This is a genomic window from Streptomyces sp. NPDC002386 (genome assembly GCF_053593175.1).
In genome coordinates, this window is the sequence record NZ_JBSFBX010000011.1 from 75,629 (window position 1) to 91,927 (window position 16,299).

A 16,299-nucleotide genomic window follows, 5' to 3' on the forward strand; every position below is an offset into this window, starting at 1 on the left:
CTTACCGCACGCCCCAGCCGGGCGCGGCCGGCCTGCGAGTCACGAAGGAGGCGGGACATGGCGAACGTCTCGCACAGGGGTGACATGGCGACCCACCCCGACATATCCGAGATGCGCACGCGCTACGCCCGTATGCTCGGCGGCCGCGACGTGGCGCTCGTGGACGGGCCGGTCTTCCTGCTCGGTCTGTACTGCGCGGCGTCCCCGTGGATCCTGCACTACACGGCGAGCCAGCCGGCGCTCGCGACCCACAACCTGATCATGGGCATCGCGATCGGGCTGCTGGCCCTGGGCTTCACCACCGCGCCGGCCCGGATGTACGGCCTGAGCTGGGCCATGTGCGCCATGGGTGTCTGGATGATCATCGCTCCGTGGATCGTGGGCAGCGGCCCGGACGCAGGCGTGATCGTGAACAACATCGTCATCGGCGCGCTCGCCCTGATCCTCGGGCTGATGTGCGCCGGCACGGCGCAGAAGAGCGCCCCACGCACGTAGAGAGGCCGGCCACCGAGAGACCGGCCGTTGGGAGAAGGGCTCCTGAGAACGGACGCGAGGAAGGAGGACCAGGCGAAGACAGTGAAAGACACGAAGAATCCGAGGCCGGTCCGCCCGGGCGGACCGGCCTCCCGACGTGTTCCGCGCGGCCGCGGACGGCCGGGGTTCAGCCGGCTTCGAGAACCGGTCGCCCCTGCGTCCGCTCGTCCGCGGTCTCCTTCGGCCCGAAGGGCCACGCCCGCTCCAGCCGTGCCCAGACCAGGAAGGCGACGCAGCCGAGGGCCAGCCAGGCCAGGGACCACTCGACGGGGTGGCGGCCCGGCGCGTTCTCGTCGGCGTATCCGTAGATCACGCACCAGCCGGTGAAGGCGAGGACGGCGGGCAGCGGGTAGAGCCACATCCGGTAGGGGCGGCGCAGCGTGTGCCGGCGTCCGCGCAGGACGACGAGGGCCACGATCTGGGCCAGCGCCTGGACGATCACCATGACCGTGGTGAGGAGCTGGATCAGTGTCGCGAGGTCGGTGTGCCGGCCGATCAGGAAGCCGATCGCGGTGATCACGCCCATGGTCACGAGCCCCAGCGCGGGGAACCGGTGCCTGGCGTGCAGCCGCTCGTAGGGCCGGAAGAACACCCGGTCGCGGGCGGCGTCGAAGGGCACCCGGGAGCCGCCGAGCAGGCCGGTGAAGACCGAGGCGAAGGCGGTGACCAGGATCAGCACGGTGACGGTGTCGGCGGCCCCCCGGCCCCAGGTCCGCTCCAGCACGGCGGAGGCCACGGAGGTGGAGGCGATGTCGTCCGGGTCGGTCATGCGGTGCCAGTCGATGACCCCGAGGGTGCCGATCTGCAGCAGCAGGTAGATCGCCATGATGCCGAGGATCGAGAAGACGATGGAGCGCGGCAGGGTCCGGCCGGGGTCCTTGATCTCGGCGCCCATGTAGGCGGTGGTGTTGTAGCCGAGGTAGTCGTAGATGCCGATGGTCAGGCCCGCGGCGAAGCCGGGCCAGAAGTGGTCCGAGGTGACGTCGAGGGCGTGCGCCGGGTAGGTGAAGGCCAGGTGCGGGCTGAAGTCGGTGGCCGCGGCGGCGATCACCAGGAGTACCGAGGCGATCATCACGGTCCACATCACGGCGGTGATGCGGGCGATGTGCTCGATGCCGCGCCAGAGCAGGAGCACGACCAGGGCGATGACACCGAGGCCGACGAGGTCGCCGGCGGTCCGGCCGAGGCCGGGGGCGAGGTAGCCGAGGTACTGGACGAAGCCCACCACCCCGGTGGACATGATCAGCGGGATGAAGAGCATCGCCGTCCACACGAACAGGAACGGCATCAGGCGGCCGGTGCGGTGCCGGAAGGCCTGACGGAGGTAGACGTAGCTGCCGCCCGAACCGGGCATGGCGGCGCCCAGCTCGGCCCAGACCAGCCCGTCGCACAGGGCCAGCACGGCGCCCGCGAGGAAGCCGACGACCGCCTGGGGGCCGCCGAACGCGCTCACCATCAGCGGGATGGTCACGAAGGGGCCGATGCCGCACATCTGGCTCATGTTGATGGCCGTGGCCTGGAAGGGGCCGACCCTGCGGACGAAGCCACCCGTGGGTGGCGGGCTACCGGACATGGGGAACTCCTGACGCGTGGGGCGCGCGGACCGGGTGCGCGGCGGCGGTTCGCCCGGCCGGGCCGGCTGGCGGATGAAGTTGTACGGCCCCACGGCGCCGGACGGGCGACAGCCGAGCGGTTCGTGCCGCTCGTCGGGGCGGGCGGGGCCTACGGTCGTCGACGCGGCCCGCGCCGCGCCACAGCTCGAGCCAGGTTAGTAAAGTTTCCTGACTTCGCCGGGCTCCCGACGTCACGAGGCTGGAGACCGCCGTGTTCGCTCGCCCCGCCCCCGGACGCCGGCCGGTCACGGCAGCCGTGCTCCTGAGCCTGCTCGCCGCGCTGTCCACCAGCGCCCGGGCCGCGACGGCCGACCGCGGCGCGGCGCCCCCCGAGCGGCACGCCGCGGTGACCCGGGTGCCCGCCGCGGCCGGCTCCGCCACCCCGCTCGCCGGGTACGCCGTCCAGTCGACGGCGAAGGTGGGCGACCCGGCGGCCGCCGTCTCCTCCCCCGGCTATCCGGCCGCGGGCTGGCATCCGGCGGGCCCCCGGTCGACGGTCCTGGCCGCCCTGCTCGCCGACGGTGTGTACGCCGATCCCTTCCACTCCACGAACCTGACGAAGATCCCGCGGAAGGACTTCGACGTCCCCTGGTGGTACCGGTCCGACTTCACCGTCGAGGACACCGGCCGGCGCACCCACCTGGACTTCAGCGGGGTGGTCTCGGCGGCCGACGTCTACGTCAACGGCCACGCGGTGGCCACTGCCGCGGACGTGACCGGCGCCTACACCCGGCACGAACTGGACATCACCTCGCTGGTGCGGTCCGGCACCAACACGGTCGCGTTCCGGATCCGGCCCAACAACCCGGACGCCGACCTCACCATGGGCTGGCTCGACTGGCTCCAGCCGCCGCCCGACCGGAACATGGGCATCGTCCGTGACGTCCTGGTGCGCCGGGGCGGCCCGGTGGCGCTGCGCGACGCGCACGTGGTGACCCGGCTGGCGGTGCCGTCCCTCGCCACGGCCGACCTGACCGTGAAGGCGCGGGCCCGCAACGACTCCGACGAGGCGGTCACCGCCGAGGTGACCGGCCGGGTCGCCGGAACGGCCTTCACCCGCGCCGTGCCGCTCGCCCCGCACGAGACGAAGACCGTCACCTTCTCCCCCGCCGACGTGCCCGGTCTGCACCTCGGCTCACCGCGCGTTTGGTGGCCCGCCGGCATGGGCGGGCAGCCCCTGTACGACCTGGACCTCACCGCCTCGGTGGCCGGCACGGCCTCGGACACCGCCCACGAGACGTTCGGCATCCGTGACGTCCAGGCCCCCCTCGACGCCGACGGTGCCCGCCAGTACCGGATCAACGGCCGCAAGCTGCTGATCAAGGGCGGCGGCTGGTCACCGGACGAGTTCCTGCGCTGGGACCGCTCCTACGCGGCGGACCGGCTCGAGTACGCGCTCGACCTCGGGCTCAACACCCTCCGGCTGGAGGGCCACATCGAACCGGACGAGTTCTTCGACCTCGCCGACCGCCACGGCCTGCTCACGCTGCCCGGCTGGGAGTGCTGCGACAAGTGGGAGGGGAACGTCAACGAGGACGGCTCCGGCGAGAAGTGGACCGAGGCGGACCACCGGGTCGCCAAGGCGTCCATGGCCGCCGAGGCCGCCCGGCTGCGCGGCCACCCGAGCGTGATCTCGTTCCTGATCGGCAGCGACGCGGCCCCCGACGCGACGATCGAGCGGAACTACCTGGACGCCCTGAAGGCCGCCGACTGGCCCGCCCCGGTGATCCCGGCCGCCTCCGAGAACTCCTCACCACAGCTAGGCCGGTCGGGGATGAAGATGACCGGGCCGTACGACTGGGTGCCGCCGGGCTACTGGTACGCCAAGCGCGAGGGCGGGGCCACCGGCTTCAACTCCGAGACCAGCGCGGGCCCCGACATCCCGACCCTCGACACCCTGCGCCGGATGATGACCCCGGCCGAACTCGACACCCTGTGGAAGGATCCGGGCGCCCGGCAGTACCACCGCTCCCCTTCGTCCGTCTTCGGCACGCTGAAGATCTACGACGCCGCGCTCACCGGCCGCTACGGCGCCCCGAAGGACCTGACCGACTACGTCCGCAAGGCGCAGCTCGCCCAGTACGAGAACGTCCGCGCCCAGTACGAGGCCTACGCGCGCAACGCCACGGACGCGGACAAGCCGGCCACCGGGGTGGTCTACTGGATGTTCAACAGCGGCTGGACGTCCCTGCACTGGCAGCTGACGGACCGTTATCTGGACCAGGGCGGCGCCTACTTCGGCGCGAAGAAGGCGAACGAGCCGCTGCACATCCAGTACTCCTACGACGACCGCTCGGTCGTCGTCGTGAACGGCCGGCACGGCCCGGCCGCCCGGCTCACCGCCCGGGCCACCCTGTTCGATCCCGACGGCACGCAGCGGTACGACCGGTCGGTCGGCGACGTGTCCGTGGACGGCGACGGCGCGCACCGCACCGCCCTCACCCTGCCCGCGTCGGTGAGCGGCCTGCCCTCCACGTATCTGCTCCGGCTGACGCTGACCGACGAGGACGGCCGGGAGGTGAGCCGCAACGTCTACTGGCTCTCCACGGCGCAGGACACGCTCGACTGGGCGCACACCGACTGGTACTACACACCGACCAGCCGCTACGCCGACCTCAAGGGGCTCGCCTCGATGGCCCGGGTGCCGGTGGAGGCGACGGCGGCGACGAGATCGTCCGGGGGCACGTCCACGACCACGGTCACCCTGCGGCACACCGGCGGCGGCAGGACGCCGTCCCTGTTCACGGACGTGCATCTGGTCGACGACCGGGGCCGGCCGGTGCTGCCGGTGCGCTGGTCGGACAACGAGGCCGGTCTCTGGCCGGGCGAGTCGGTGACGCTGACCGCCACCTACCGGACCGCCGATCTGCACGGATCGGCCCCGCGAGTGCGGGTGTCCGGCTGGAACACCCCGGAGCGGACGCTGCCGGCCGGCTGACCCGGTCCGAAGACGGCCGCGGCACGGGGGTCAGGGACCGGGATCGGCCAGCAGGGGACCGAGCGGACCCAGGTCGAGGTTGAGGTCGGACCGGCTCAGACCGTGCTGCGCGCACAGCTCGTCCATCCGCCGGTCCAGCAGCATCAGCGCGGTGCCGAGGCGCTCCTCCTGCTCGGCGCTCAGCGTGCCCTCGTCGAAGCGGCGCACGGCCTGACGCTCCATCAACTGGCGCAGCAGCTCCACCACGGTCAGGACCAGCGCGGCCAGGTCGCCCGCGACCGCCTCGGGGTCCAGGTCCAGGGAGTGGGCGCGCGGCGCGGTCACAGCGGCCCGCTGTCCGGCCAGGGCGCCGGCACCCGGTCGCTGACCGAGGCGAGGAGGGCGTGCAGGGAGATCCGGACCAGTGGCACGTCCGCGACCGCCAGGACCAGGTCGCCGCTGATCACGACTCCGGTGGCCAGCACGCGGTCCAGCAGGTCCACGAGGGGCACCCCGATCGGCGCGAACGGTTCGGACTCCTCCCAGGGCACGGCCGCCGGGGCGGATTCGCGGTTCGCCGGTACGGTCATGCGCGGCCCTCGTGCTCGGCGGCGGCCCCTCGCGGGTCCGCGGTGACGTCCCACTCCTGGTCGAGCCGCGCGAAGGAGTACGGGATCCAGGGCCCCGACGCGGTGATGTCGATCCCCGGACGGGTCCCGACTGCGGTGAGCCGTGCCAGCGCCCCGGCGAAGCCCGCGCGTTCCGCGTCGTCGACGAGATAGGCGGCGTTCAGCAGCTGCGGGGTGTTCCGGCCGGTCAGCTGCTCGCTCTGCGGCCGGTGCCGGGTGGCGGCGACGGCGTACCGCCGCAGCTCCCGGTCGACCTCGTGGGCCCCGGCCACGGCCCGCTCATGCGCCTCCGTCCGGGTGCGCCGCCGGGCGCTGACCCGGCTGAGGTAGTCCCGGCCGCCGGCCGGTGTCGGCCCGGCGGCTCCGGCGCCCGAGGCGCCGGGAGCTGCCACCTCGGCGGCGTGCACCTTGACCGCCCACTCCGTGCGGCCGCCCAGCCGGTCCAGCAGGGCGCACAGCTCCGCCTCCCGTCCGGACACGGCCCGTGCCGCGTTGAGGTCACCGAGGTACAGGGTCGCCATCGGCAGGGGCACCACGGGGCCGGACCGGGCGGCCGCGCCCACGCCCCGGTGATGGGCGCGGGCGCAGCGCTCCAGCTCCTCCGGCCGGTTCAGCCGCTCCCCGAGCGCGGAGGCGTCGAAGGCGGCCGCCGGTACGTCCTGGGCCACGAGCCAGAGGGGTCCGGCGGCCACCAGGCGCAGCGGGCCGCCCTCGTCGTGGCCCGCCGTCGCGGTCAGCGCCTCGGAAGGCGGCGGGGTGCGGGTCACGGCGAACACGTAGGTGAGGGTGTCCCGCGTGCTCTGCCGGCCGGCGGGGACGGCGGCTCGTGCCGGGGGCCGGTTCACCTGATCTCCTCACGGGAGGCGCCCGGCGCCTCGGTCCCGGCGCCCTCGAGGGCGTCCAGCCGCGCGCGCAGACGCTCGTTCTCCTCCGCGAGCGCGTCGTGCGCGGCACGCGAGGACAGGGCCGGATCGGTCTCCCACCAGTCGATGCCCGCCCGCCGGGCGGTGTCGACCGAGGCGATGAACAGCCGCAGACGGATGGTGAGGAGCTCGATGTCGAGCAGGTCGATCTTGATGTCGCCCGCGATCACGATGCCTTTGTCGAGGATTCGTTCGAGCAGGTCCGCGAGGTTGGTGGTGGCCGGCGCGTAGTCCTGCGGCGCCGGATCGGTGTGCCAGGCGGAGACGTCGGTCACGGGGGCTCCAGGGATGCCGGCGGTGCCGGGCGACTCGGGTCAGGGACGGTCGGATCGGTGCGCTGCCGCGGAGCCTCGTCGGCGCGGGTCGGCCGGCGGCCGGCCGGCGGCGCGCCGTCGCCCGCCCGTGCCGCCCGGCGGGGATCCGGCGGGCCCCGGCGTTCGGCCCATGGGGCGCGCCGGATCCTCCAGGAGACCGAGCAGCCGCTCCTCCTCCTTCTCGAAGGCGGCCTCGTCGACGACACCGTCGTCGAGATCCCGGTTGAGCTGGGCCAGCCGGGCCTGCACCGCCCGCGGATCGTGGGTCTGGCGCCGGGCCTCATGGAGCAGGTGGTCGGCGACCCACACCGTGCCGCGCACCGGAGCCAGGGGCAGCAGCAGGAGTCCGCTCACGATGCCCACGGCCTCACCGCCCGGCCGGTGCGGGACGCGTCTCGACGAAGCTGTAGCACGGCAGGGGGCCGGTCACGCTCAGCGCCAGCCGGTCCCCGAAGCCACGCGCCTGTTCGGCCACCGCCTTGCGGAACCGCTCCTCGTCGGCGGTGCGCAGCAGGAACGAGGCGCTCAGCACCAGTTCGTCGTCGAGCGGTCCCTGGACCGCTCGCACGGCGAGCGGCGCCAGCCGGGCCAGGACCTCGTGCGCCGCGCGGCGGGCCTCGCGCCGGACGCCGCGGGCGAGGGCCTCGCCCAGCCGTACGTTGGCCTCGTAGTCGGGTCTGCGGCGGGTCCGGCGGGCCAGGTCGCGCAGCTTCTCGTCGCGGCGCACGAGGTCGGCGAAGAACCCGGACACGACCGAGCCCTTGACGTTCATCTCCACACAGTCCCGCACCGCGTCGAGCTGTGCCGACAGACGCCCCCGGTCGGCCCGCAGCTGTGCCCGCAGGGTGGCGGGGTCGGGGCTGACGATCGCGAACCGCATGGGCAGGACGGGGCCCTGCGCGGTGAGTTCGGCGAGCACCGACTGGTGGGCCGTCAGGTCGCGGCGACGTGCCCGGACCTGTTCGGGCGGGTCGGAGACCGCGGCGCACAGGCCTGACTCGGTGAGCAGCCGTACCGGTGCCCCGCCCACGCCCGGCGACCGCGGCACCCGCACACCGGCGTGCGCGATGCCGTACACGTAGAGCGTGCTCCGGATGGTGGCGGTGTCCGTCACGTTCAGTCCTCTCTGGCGGGGCGGCGGGAGCGCGGACGGGGCCGCTCGTCGTCCTCGGCGCGGCGGCGGCCCGTGCCACCGCGGCCCTCCTCCGGCGGCCGGCGCACCGGCCGCTTGCGTTCCGGCTCGCGGGCGACGCGGGCCCTGCGGGGCGCCTCCTCCCACTCCTCCGGCTCCTCCGGCTCCTCCGGTTCCTCGGATTCCTCGGACTCCTCCGGGGCGAGGAAGTCCCGCACCTTCGAGGTCAGCGAGCGGGCGGTGCGCTTGGCGCCCGCCTTGGCCACGGTCCTGGCGGCCCCTCCGCCGAACAGCTCGGGCACGGTCTTGCTGCGCACGTCGTGCTCCAGGTCGAGGCGGTTGCACGCCTCGGCGAACCGCAGATAGGTGTCGACACTGGCGACGACGATGCGGGCGTCCACCTTGAGGATCTCGATCCCGACCAGGGAGACGCGCACGAAGACGTCGATCACCATGCCGCGGTCGAGGATGAGTTCGAGGACGTCGTACAGGGTGCCGGCGCGGGGCGCGCAGACTATTTCGTCGTCGTAGGTGATCATGCGGCGGTCCTTCCGGAAGCGGTCCCGACGGGCTGGTCACTGGTCCTGGGCACCGCGCCGGTAGCGCGCGATCCGGCGGTACTGCAGCAGCTCGCCCTCCGGGTCCAGCTCGACCTCGTAGGTGGCGAGCAGACTGGTCGTGTCCGGGATGCGGGCCAGCTCCAGTACGTCGACGTTGACGATCCAGCCGCCTTCCTCTCCGCGGTACACCGCGGAGACGCCCTCCAGCCGGTGGCGGATCAGCTCGGTCAGCTCCTCGGCTGCGATCCGCGCGGCGTCCTGGGCACCGCGGGCTCCGCGCCTGCGCGCCGCGGTCGAAGCCGTGCCGCCACGCCGTCGCCCGCCAGGTTCTGTCATGCTGCCCACTCTGACCGCGCCGGTCGCCGGGCGCTTGTGGAGCTGGGCCAACCGGTGGGCAGCACGATGGGCCCGGCACGAGGTGCCGGGCCCATCGGGTCGCCGAAGGCGTCAGCTCACGTTGAGCGCGGTGTCGTCGATGACGAACGACGTCTGCAGGGTGGAGCCCTCGGTGCCGGTGAACTTGACCGTGACCGTCTGGCCCGCGTAGCCCGAGAGGCTGAGGCTGCGCTGGGTGTAGCCGCTCGCGGCGTTCAGGTTCGAGTACGTGGCGAGGGTGGAGAGCACCGTGCCACCGCTGTTGAGGACCTGCGCCTTCAGGGTGTCGTAGGCCGTGGAGGTGGTGGTCTCGTCGGTGTCGACGTGGAGGTAGAAGCTCAGGACGGCGTTCGTGCATCCGGCCGGAATGGTCACCGTCTGCGCGAGCGTGTCCGTGTGGGCGGAGCCGTAGCCGCTCAGCCAGGCCTTGTAGGAGCCGGTGCGGGCGGCCTCGCCGGAGTCGTTGGTGATGACACCGCTGGAGGCGGTCCAGGCGGTGGCGCCGGACTCGAAGCCGTTGTTGCCGAGCAGCTGGGCGGCGGTGCAGGTGCCGGTGCCGCCACCGCCTCCCGTGGTGCCGGAACCGGCCAGGAAGGCCGTGGCGTTGAGGGCGAGGGCCGCGTCGGTGGCACCGGTGTCGTTCCAGCCGTCGTACAGCGTGTTGCCGGACTGGCCGGTGCCGTCGTCGATGGGCGAGCTGTCACCCCAGAAGGCGACCCGGCCACTGCCGAAGGTGCTGGTGAGGAAGAAGGCGCCGGTGTTCCCGGAATATCCGGTGCGGTAGAGCAGGCCCTTGACGCTCGGGTTGTCGGCGGGCTTGAGGGTGGCCGTCGTGCCACTGGCGATCAGGCTCTTGCTGACCGTGCCGAACGAGCCGTGCAGGACCGGGTCCGTGCTGTCGCTGATCGCCGAGGGGTGGTCGGATCCGATGCTCAGCGAGTCGATGGAGAAGCCGAACGGGTCGGTGGAGTCGACACTGTTGTTGGTCATCAGGTCGTTGAGGATCTCGACGGCGTCCTGACCGTCGTTGTTGCGGTCGGCGCCGGTGTGGTCGGAGATCATGAACAGACCGCCGCCGTTCTTCACGAAGTTCATGATCGCCGTCTTCTCGGCGGTGGTGAACAGCGTGTTGGGCTCGGGCAGCACCAGGGTGTCGAAGTTCGACAGGTCGGTGGCCGACGAACCGCCGTAGTTCAGAGCGGAGCCCGACGGCAGGGTCTTGAGGCTGTAGCCGCCGGCCTTCTGCAGGGAGACGCCCCAGGAGGACAGTGCGCCGGTCCAGTCGGTCTCGGCGGACGGGGTGGAGTCCTGGCCGAGCGGGTCGGGCTGGCTGGTGGAGATGATCCAGTCCGCGTTGCCCGCCGTCTCGGCGTGGGAGTTGTCGAACAGGATCCGGTGCGTGGTGGCCGCGTGGGCGGGGGCGGCAGCGGCGCCGAACTGCAGGGCCGCGGCGGTGACGAGCAGTCCGATTCCGGCGAGCGCGGTGGTGAGCGAGCGGGGGGATCTCCTCGATCCGGACATCCGGCGAACCTCCATGGGAGTGGGGAGAGGCGGTGGGGGCGCCTTGTCTGCGCGCGTAGAGCACGCATGAGGGTTCTACACGCGTCGATTGATTGAAAGGTACATGGCATAACGGTCCGGTGAACAGAAAGTCCCGGCAATGACAGCGGCGGCGTGCATCCGGCGGCAGCGGGCAGACGGCACATCGGCGGGGGCCGGACCGGAGGAGTCGACATGGAGATATCGGGCATCATCAGTGCCATCGTCATCGGCATCATCATCGGCGTGCTGGGCCGGCTCGTCGTGCCCGGGCGCCAGCACATCGGCATCCTGTGGACCATCGTCGTCGGCATCGTGGCCGCGCTGGTGGGTTCGGCGATCGCCGCCGGTATCGGGGTCGCGGACACCAAGGGGCCCGACTGGATCGAGTGGCTGATCCAGATCGCCCTGGCGGCCGTGGGCGTGGCCGCCCTGGACCGGTCCAGGGCTCACCGCTGAGCGGAGGTCAGCCTCCGTACAGGTAGGGCGTCGTGGTGCTGAGTACGTGGAAGCCGAGACGTTCCAGGATCGGGCGGCTCATCGGTGAGGCGTCGACCTGGACGTAGCGGCAGCCCCGGGCGGCGGCGACGCGGGCCCGGTGGGCGACCAGAGCGCGGTAGACGCCCCGGCCCCGCCAGGCCTCGACGGTGCCGCCGCCCCACAGGCCCGCGAAGCGGGCGCCGGGCACGAGTTCCATGCGGGCCGAGGCGACCGGCTCGTCCCCGGCGAGCGCGACGACGGCGACGACCGTGCCGGGGTCGGCGGCCAGCCGGGCCAGCAGTTGGTGGCGCAAGCGGGTGCCGTCGGTGCCGAAGGCGGACTCGTGCACCCGCACGACGAGTTCGACGCCGGCCGCGTCGGTGGCCCGGACGACCCTGGTCCCGTCGGGTGTCCCGGGGTCCAGGGCCAGTCGGCGGGCCTCGCCGACCATCAGTGTCTCCTCGGGCTCGGCCCGGAAGCCGGCCGCGGTGAGGCGGGCGCCGAGGTCCGCCGGCCGGTCGTGGGCGTACAGCTTCCACTCGAAGTCCAGGCCCAGGCCGGTGAAGTGGGCGATCTGCTCAGCGATCGCACGGTCCGCCGTCGCCTCGTCCAGGTCCGACCAGAGAACCCCGTTCCAGCCGTGCGGGTCGGCGGTCCGGCGCACCACGGCACCGGCCCGCTCGATCCGGGCCTCGGGCCCGTCGGGACGGGCGCCCTCGCGCATGTCACGGTCGTACAGGGCGAGCAGTGCGGCATGATCCGGATTCATGCGCCCACTCCAGCACCGGCCTTCCCTCCGGGGCAACGGGGTTTTCCCGTCGCCGGGAGCCGGCGCGGGCCGTAGCCTGCGACGCCGGGGGCTGTCGGACGAGGAGGGCCGGAGGCCATGGTGAAGGACAGCGAGCTGCGCCATCTGCGCCGGTGCGTGGAACTGGCGCGCGTGGCGCTGGAGGCCGGTGACGAGCCGTTCGGTTCGGTGCTGGTCGCGGCGGACGGCACGGTGCTCGCCGAGGACCACAACAAGGTGGCCTCCGGGGACCGCACACGACATCCGGAGTTCGAACTGGCCCGCTGGGCGGCCGCCCACCTGGACCCCGCTGAACGGGCGGCCGCGACGGTCTACACCTCGGGCGAGCACTGCCCCATGTGCGCGGCCGCGCACGCCTGGGTGGGGCTCGGCCGCATCGTGTACGTCGCCTCGTCCGAGCAGCTCGGCGCCTGGCTGACCGAACTGGACGCACCCGCGCCGCCGGTGCGGCCACTGCCGGTGCACGAGGTCGCCCCGGAGGTGACGGTCGAGGGTCCGGTACCCGCACTGGCCGAGGAGGTGCACGAACTCCACCGCCGCTTCCACGCGGGGCGGGGCTGAGCGGCGCGGGACGGGTGCCGCCGAAGCAGGGCTCGCCGAGGCCGAGTGACGCGTGAGCCCGGCGTCATGCCGGGCGGAAGCCGCACCGGCGACGTCCCGCCCGTAGGCGCCGGGTCGGCCGGGGCGTCGCGCCGGCCCGGGTCACGTGAGACGGGTTCGTCGGGGCCGCACCCGCACCGGGCGTACCGACCGGTGCGGCGCCCAGGTCAGCCGAGTTCGAGTGTGGTCACGCCGAACACGCGTTCCTGGGCGTGGGTGCGGACCGGGCCGGTGTACATGCGGGCCGTCTCGAACGAGGGGCCGAAGCCGGCCTCCTCGACGAGGGCGATCGCGGCCGTGTTCGGTTCGGGGACGTCGACGGCGACCTCGCGGCCGGCCGCGTCGGTGGTGAGAGCGGCGAACAGGGCCCGGGCGTCGGCGGCGGTGTCGGCGAAGAGGGGGCCGATGCGCAGGGTGTCGTGGCCGGGGCGGATCACTCCGTAGCCGGTGAGCCGGTCGCCGTCGTGGCGGACGAAGGCACGGTGACCGGGGCCGGTGAGCCACTCGGTGAGGAAGCGGGGGCGGTCGGCGGGCGTGCACAGGGCGTCGTACGCGTTGATCGCGGGCAGGTCGGCGGCGCTCGCGGGGCGGACGCCCGAGGGCGACCCGGCGCCGGGCGCGACGCCGGTGAACCGGACGGTGCGGTGGGCGAGTTCGAAGCCGGACTGGCGGTAGTTGTCCTGCTGGGCGACGACGCCGTCGAGTCCTACCGTGCGGTTCCCCGCGTGGGCCAGGGCGGTCTTCCAGGTGGTCAGGCCGTGGCCGTGGCCGCGCAGGTCCGGGCGGACGAGGTAGCAGCCGAGGAAGGCGTAGCCGGAGCCGTAGGTGACGACGGAGATGGCCGAGACGGGCTCCCCGTCGATCCGGCCGAGGAAGAAGCCGTCGGGGTCCTGGGCGAAGAAGGCGGGCCCGTCGGACAGCCCGGGGTTCCAGCCCTCGGCCGCCGCCCACCCGCTGATCACCGGCCAGTCGGCGAGCGTGGCCTGGGTGACGACGAGGTCCTGCGGGGCCGGTGAGGTCATCGGTGCGCTCCACTGTCCGTGAGGTTCGGGCTGCCGTACGGCGCGGGGCTCCGCCGCGCACCGGGCATCCTTCCCGATCACCCCGGGCCCGCGCCATGCCGGGACCGGCGGCGCCCGTCCTTCCAACCGGCTTTCGGCCAGTCGCCGTTGGGACGGGGACAGCGGTGAGCCCCACCGGGCCGGCGTCCGGTGGGGCCTTGCTACCGCTGGGGTCAGCGCATGCGGCTCGGCCGGAAGCGGCGGTACAGGACCGTTCCGGTGAGCAGCAGAGCCGCGCTGCCGGCGACCGCGGGCGCCGTCATGTCCGCGCCGGTGTGGGCCAGGGTGGCCACGGAGGGCTCCGGGGCGGCCTGCGGGGTGTGCGGGGCCGGCCGGGCCTTGACCGGGGTCGTGGTGACCGGCTCCGGCGTGGTGGTCTCCGGCGTGTCCGACTGGTTGCTGGAGTGGTTGCCCACCGCGGGGTTGCCCACGCCCACCACGTTCACCGAGTTGCCGGTGACGTTGACCGGCACGTGCACGGGGAGCTGGATGGCGTTGCCCGAGATCACCCCGGGCGAGTCCTTGCTGCCGCCGTGCGCGGACGCACCGCCGTGGGACGAGGAGGAACCGGCCCTGTCCGAGCCTCCCTTCTTGTCCGCGTGGCCGCCGTTCTCGCAGGCGTTGCCCGCCGAGGGGTTGAGCAGTCCCACGACGTTCACGGTGTTGCCGCAGACGTTCAGCGGGATGTGCACCGGGACCTGGATGGTGTTGCCGGAGATCACCCCGGGCGAGCCGGTCGCCGCACCGTCGGCGGAGGCCCCGTCGGCCGCGAACGCAGCGGACACCGGCATAGCCACGGCCATCGCGCCTGAGGCGGCAACGACAGCGAACACACCGTTTCGGGTAGCCCGTCTCATGGATTTCCCTGCTTTCTAGACATCGTCGCGGGCACTCGCCCACACCGGATAGAACGCAGACGAACCATCGGGGTTATGGCGTATCAGTCTTTCACCCCATTGGGCGACATGATCTTTCGAGTCGCACGTAAAGTTTCGAATAGTCGCCGATCGTCACAGAAAGTGCGAAGAATAGATCATCGACAGTCGTCCCGCTCGCCCGGAGGCGGCTCTTCCGGACCCCGCTTATGGTGAGCGAGGGCGCCGCCCGGTCCCCGTCGGGTGCGCTCCCGGGAGGCGAACGATGCTGGCCAAGCTGTCCACCCGGCCCGCCGTGCGGAAGTGCGCGGGCGCGGGCGCGCTGACCCTGACGCTGCTCGGGTCCGGACTGCCCGCGGCGGCGGCCGACGAGCCGCGGCCCGGCCTCGCCCGCTTCTACGGGCAGAAGGTGGCGTGGGCGGCCTGCGAGGGCGCGGACATGCCCCGGGACCTCCAGTGCGGGAAGGTCACCGTCCCGCTCGACTACGCGCACCCCGGCGCCGGCACGCTCGACCTGGCACTGGCCCGCTACACGGCCACGGGCCGGTCGCGGGGCTCGGTGCTGCTGAACTTCGGCGGCCCCGGCGGCTCCGGAGTGCGTGAACTGGCGGTGGGCGGCAAACCGTTCATGGGCCTGACCAACGGCTACGACGTGGTCACCTTCGATCCGCGCGGCGTCGGCCGGTCCTCCCCCGTGAGCTGCGGCGAGGGCGGCGACCAGACCTCGGTGGCGACGGGCCAGAACCTGGACATCACCCGGCCCCTGCCCCTGCTGAAGCGGTTGCGGCAGGCCGCCGACCAGTGCGCCCGGAACTCCGGCCCGGTTCTGCGGCACATAGGCACCGTGGACGCCGCCCGCGACCTGGACGTCATACGCCAGGCCCTGGGCGACAAGAAGCTCAACTACCTGGGCTTCTCCTACGGAACCCGGCTCGGCGCGGTGTACGCGGCGCAGTTCCCGCACAGGGTCGGCCGGATGACCCTGGACGGTGTCGACACCCTGACCGAACCCCTGTCCGAACAGGGCGTCGCGGGAGCGGAAGGACTGCAGACGGCTCTGGACGATTTCCTGGACTGGTGTACGACGGACATCGCCTGCCCGTTCGGACGGGACCGGCGCCTGGCCGGTAGCCAGGTCGTCCGTCTGGTGCGCTCGCTCGACGCGGACCCGGTGCCCACGGACTTCGGCGGCGCCTTCTCCGGGCAGGACCTGGCGGGCGCCATCGGGTCCGCCCTCTACAGCGAGGAACTGTGGCCCACCCTGGAGCGGGCGCTCGCGTCGCTGGTCGACGACGGCGACACCCGGGGCGTGCTCAGCTTCTCCGCCGGTGCCTTCTGGCCGGGCGGCGGCTTCACCCCGCCCCTCCGGCGGCCCGCGCCGGTCCAGGGGACCGCGGTGGCCGGGAGGGGCGGCGGGCTCGTGGACGCCGGCGACGTCCCGGCCGACAACCTGCCGGCCGCCCTGGTGGCGATCAACTGCGCGGACGACCCCGACCGGCCCTCCGACGCGCAGCTCACCAGGGACCTGGAGGACCTGCGGGCCGCCTACGACCAGGCCTCACCGGTCTTCGGCCGGTTCAAGCTGACCCAGCTCCTCATGTGCTACGGCCGCCCCAAGGGCACGGACTTCATCCGGGACCGGGTCAAGGACGTCGACACACCCAGGATGCTGCTGGTCGGGACGCGCGGTGACCCGGCGACGCCGTACCGCTGGACCGAGGAGACCGCCCGGCGGCTCGGCGCGTCGGCCGTCGTGCTGGACAACAAGGGCGACGGGCACACCGGCTACGGGTCGTCCAAGTGCGTGCACCGCAAGGTCGACGACTTCCTGCTGTACGGCTCCCTGCCGGACGACCGCAGTTCCTGCCCGGCGGACCGCAAGGGCTGGAGCCCCACGTTCGGGACCGTCCACTGAGGACGGGCATGGAGCGAACGGGTG

Annotated in this window: 17 protein-coding genes and 1 pseudogene; 5 read left to right on the top strand and 13 right to left on the bottom strand. The window is 73.0% G+C overall.

All coding sequences use genetic code 11. The features are described 5' to 3' along the window. The first annotated feature begins 57 nt into the window (after positions 1 to 57). Positions 58 to 495 carry an SPW repeat protein gene (locus ACWCPN_RS22475; RefSeq protein WP_451208881.1) on the top strand — a complete coding sequence of 146 codons (438 nt, stop codon included), beginning with the start codon at positions 58 to 60 and terminating at the stop codon, positions 493 to 495. A 166-nt stretch (positions 496 to 661) separates the two neighbouring features. Here ACWCPN_RS22475 and ACWCPN_RS22480 read toward each other — a convergent pair whose 3' ends face one another. After that, positions 662 to 2,107: an APC family permease gene (locus ACWCPN_RS22480; RefSeq protein WP_451208883.1), complete on the bottom strand. Its 1,446-nt coding sequence runs from the start codon at positions 2,105 to 2,107 to the stop codon at positions 662 to 664. Between the two features lie 251 nt (positions 2,108 to 2,358). Here ACWCPN_RS22480 and ACWCPN_RS22485 point away from each other — a divergent pair, with 251 nt between their 5' ends. Continuing rightward, entirely contained in the window at positions 2,359 to 5,085 is a 2,727-nt protein-coding gene (locus ACWCPN_RS22485; RefSeq protein WP_451208886.1) for a glycoside hydrolase family 2 protein, read from the top strand. A gap of 30 nt (positions 5,086 to 5,115) precedes the next feature. On the opposite strand, the gene ACWCPN_RS22490 is transcribed toward ACWCPN_RS22485, so the two are convergent. From ACWCPN_RS22490 to ACWCPN_RS22530, 9 genes and pseudogenes are all read right to left on the bottom strand, one after another. After that, positions 5,116 to 5,409, bottom strand: a complete 294-nt coding sequence (locus ACWCPN_RS22490; RefSeq protein ID WP_199209417.1) for a gas vesicle protein K — start codon at positions 5,407 to 5,409, stop codon at positions 5,116 to 5,118. After that, positions 5,406 to 5,654: a gas vesicle protein gene (locus ACWCPN_RS22495; RefSeq protein ID WP_451208889.1), complete on the bottom strand. Its 249-nt coding sequence runs from the start codon at positions 5,652 to 5,654 to the stop codon at positions 5,406 to 5,408. Before ACWCPN_RS22495 ends, ACWCPN_RS22490 begins: the two co-directional genes overlap by 4 nt. Next, complete coding sequence (locus ACWCPN_RS22500; RefSeq protein ID WP_451208892.1) at positions 5,651 to 6,538, bottom strand: GvpL/GvpF family gas vesicle protein; 888 nt, start codon at positions 6,536 to 6,538, stop codon at positions 5,651 to 5,653. Before ACWCPN_RS22500 ends, ACWCPN_RS22495 begins: the two co-directional genes overlap by 4 nt. Next, positions 6,535 to 6,891, bottom strand: coding sequence for a gas vesicle protein (locus ACWCPN_RS22505; protein WP_392293575.1), 357 nt, complete (start codon positions 6,889 to 6,891; stop codon positions 6,535 to 6,537). Before ACWCPN_RS22505 ends, ACWCPN_RS22500 begins: the two co-directional genes overlap by 4 nt. A 159-nt stretch (positions 6,892 to 7,050) precedes the next feature. Next, positions 7,051 to 7,293, bottom strand: a pseudogene (locus ACWCPN_RS22510) (gas vesicle protein GvpG); the annotation flags it as partial. Between the two features lie 4 nt (positions 7,294 to 7,297). After that, a complete protein-coding gene (locus ACWCPN_RS22515) occupies positions 7,298 to 8,044 on the bottom strand; it encodes a GvpL/GvpF family gas vesicle protein (RefSeq protein WP_451208896.1) in 747 nt (248 codons plus the stop codon). A 2-nt stretch (positions 8,045 to 8,046) separates the two neighbouring features. After that, positions 8,047 to 8,601: a gas vesicle protein GvpJ gene (gvpJ, locus tag ACWCPN_RS22520; RefSeq protein WP_451208899.1), complete on the bottom strand. Its 555-nt coding sequence runs from the start codon at positions 8,599 to 8,601 to the stop codon at positions 8,047 to 8,049. Positions 8,602 to 8,637: 36 nt separating this feature from the next. Further along, positions 8,638 to 8,958 carry a gas vesicle protein GvpO gene (locus ACWCPN_RS22525; protein WP_451208902.1) on the bottom strand — a complete coding sequence of 107 codons (321 nt, stop codon included), beginning with the start codon at positions 8,956 to 8,958 and terminating at the stop codon, positions 8,638 to 8,640. A gap of 111 nt (positions 8,959 to 9,069) precedes the next feature. Continuing rightward, entirely contained in the window at positions 9,070 to 10,518 is a 1,449-nt protein-coding gene (locus ACWCPN_RS22530; RefSeq protein ID WP_451208905.1) for a hydrolase, read from the bottom strand. A 213-nt stretch (positions 10,519 to 10,731) separates the two neighbouring features. Between ACWCPN_RS22530 and ACWCPN_RS22535 the strand changes: the two genes are divergently transcribed. Continuing rightward, positions 10,732 to 10,995 carry a GlsB/YeaQ/YmgE family stress response membrane protein gene (locus ACWCPN_RS22535; protein ID WP_451208908.1) on the top strand — a complete coding sequence of 88 codons (264 nt, stop codon included), beginning with the start codon at positions 10,732 to 10,734 and terminating at the stop codon, positions 10,993 to 10,995. A 7-nt stretch (positions 10,996 to 11,002) separates the two neighbouring features. Here ACWCPN_RS22535 and ACWCPN_RS22540 read toward each other — a convergent pair whose 3' ends face one another. Then, positions 11,003 to 11,785 carry a GNAT family N-acetyltransferase gene (locus ACWCPN_RS22540; RefSeq protein WP_451208911.1) on the bottom strand — a complete coding sequence of 261 codons (783 nt, stop codon included), beginning with the start codon at positions 11,783 to 11,785 and terminating at the stop codon, positions 11,003 to 11,005. Between the two features lie 117 nt (positions 11,786 to 11,902). Between ACWCPN_RS22540 and ACWCPN_RS22545 the strand changes: the two genes are divergently transcribed. Continuing rightward, positions 11,903 to 12,385 (top strand): nucleoside deaminase, encoded by a 483-nt coding sequence (locus ACWCPN_RS22545; protein ID WP_451208914.1) that lies wholly within the window; start codon positions 11,903 to 11,905, stop codon positions 12,383 to 12,385. Positions 12,386 to 12,591: 206 nt separating this feature from the next. Here ACWCPN_RS22545 and ACWCPN_RS22550 read toward each other — a convergent pair whose 3' ends face one another. After that, a complete protein-coding gene (locus ACWCPN_RS22550; RefSeq protein WP_451208916.1) occupies positions 12,592 to 13,446 on the bottom strand; it encodes a GNAT family N-acetyltransferase in 855 nt (284 codons plus the stop codon). A gap of 212 nt (positions 13,447 to 13,658) precedes the next feature. Beyond that, on the bottom strand, positions 13,659 to 14,342 hold the full coding sequence (locus ACWCPN_RS22555) for a chaplin (RefSeq protein ID WP_451208919.1): 684 nt from the start codon (positions 14,340 to 14,342) through the stop codon (positions 13,659 to 13,661). Between the two features lie 283 nt (positions 14,343 to 14,625). Here ACWCPN_RS22555 and ACWCPN_RS22560 point away from each other — a divergent pair, with 283 nt between their 5' ends. After that, positions 14,626 to 16,275 carry an alpha/beta hydrolase gene (locus ACWCPN_RS22560; protein WP_451208923.1) on the top strand — a complete coding sequence of 550 codons (1,650 nt, stop codon included), beginning with the start codon at positions 14,626 to 14,628 and terminating at the stop codon, positions 16,273 to 16,275. Positions 16,276 to 16,299 lie beyond the last annotated feature (24 nt).

What these genes read in the sequence shown, in the direction of transcription:
- ACWCPN_RS22560 (WP_451208923.1), top strand. Translation starts at nt 14,626, where the DNA reads ATGCTGGCCAAGCTGTCCACCCGGCCCGCCGTGCGGAAGTGCGCGGGC.
- ACWCPN_RS22545 (WP_451208914.1), top strand. Translation starts at nt 11,903, where the DNA reads ATGGTGAAGGACAGCGAGCTGCGCCATCTGCGCCGGTGCGTGGAACTG.
- ACWCPN_RS22480 (WP_451208883.1), bottom strand. Translation starts at nt 2,107, where the DNA reads ATGTCCGGTAGCCCGCCACCCACGGGTGGCTTCGTCCGCAGGGTCGGC.
- ACWCPN_RS22495 (WP_451208889.1), bottom strand. Translation starts at nt 5,654, where the DNA reads ATGACCGTACCGGCGAACCGCGAATCCGCCCCGGCGGCCGTGCCCTGG.
- ACWCPN_RS22475 (WP_451208881.1), top strand. Translation starts at nt 58, where the DNA reads ATGGCGAACGTCTCGCACAGGGGTGACATGGCGACCCACCCCGACATA.
- ACWCPN_RS22530 (WP_451208905.1), bottom strand. Translation starts at nt 10,518, where the DNA reads ATGTCCGGATCGAGGAGATCCCCCCGCTCGCTCACCACCGCGCTCGCC.
- gvpJ (WP_451208899.1), bottom strand. Translation starts at nt 8,601, where the DNA reads ATGATCACCTACGACGACGAAATAGTCTGCGCGCCCCGCGCCGGCACC.
- ACWCPN_RS22525 (WP_451208902.1), bottom strand. Translation starts at nt 8,958, where the DNA reads ATGACAGAACCTGGCGGGCGACGGCGTGGCGGCACGGCTTCGACCGCG.
- ACWCPN_RS22550 (WP_451208916.1), bottom strand. Translation starts at nt 13,446, where the DNA reads ATGACCTCACCGGCCCCGCAGGACCTCGTCGTCACCCAGGCCACGCTC.
- ACWCPN_RS22535 (WP_451208908.1), top strand. Translation starts at nt 10,732, where the DNA reads ATGGAGATATCGGGCATCATCAGTGCCATCGTCATCGGCATCATCATC.
- ACWCPN_RS22540 (WP_451208911.1), bottom strand. Translation starts at nt 11,785, where the DNA reads ATGAATCCGGATCATGCCGCACTGCTCGCCCTGTACGACCGTGACATG.
- ACWCPN_RS22555 (WP_451208919.1), bottom strand. Translation starts at nt 14,342, where the DNA reads ATGAGACGGGCTACCCGAAACGGTGTGTTCGCTGTCGTTGCCGCCTCA.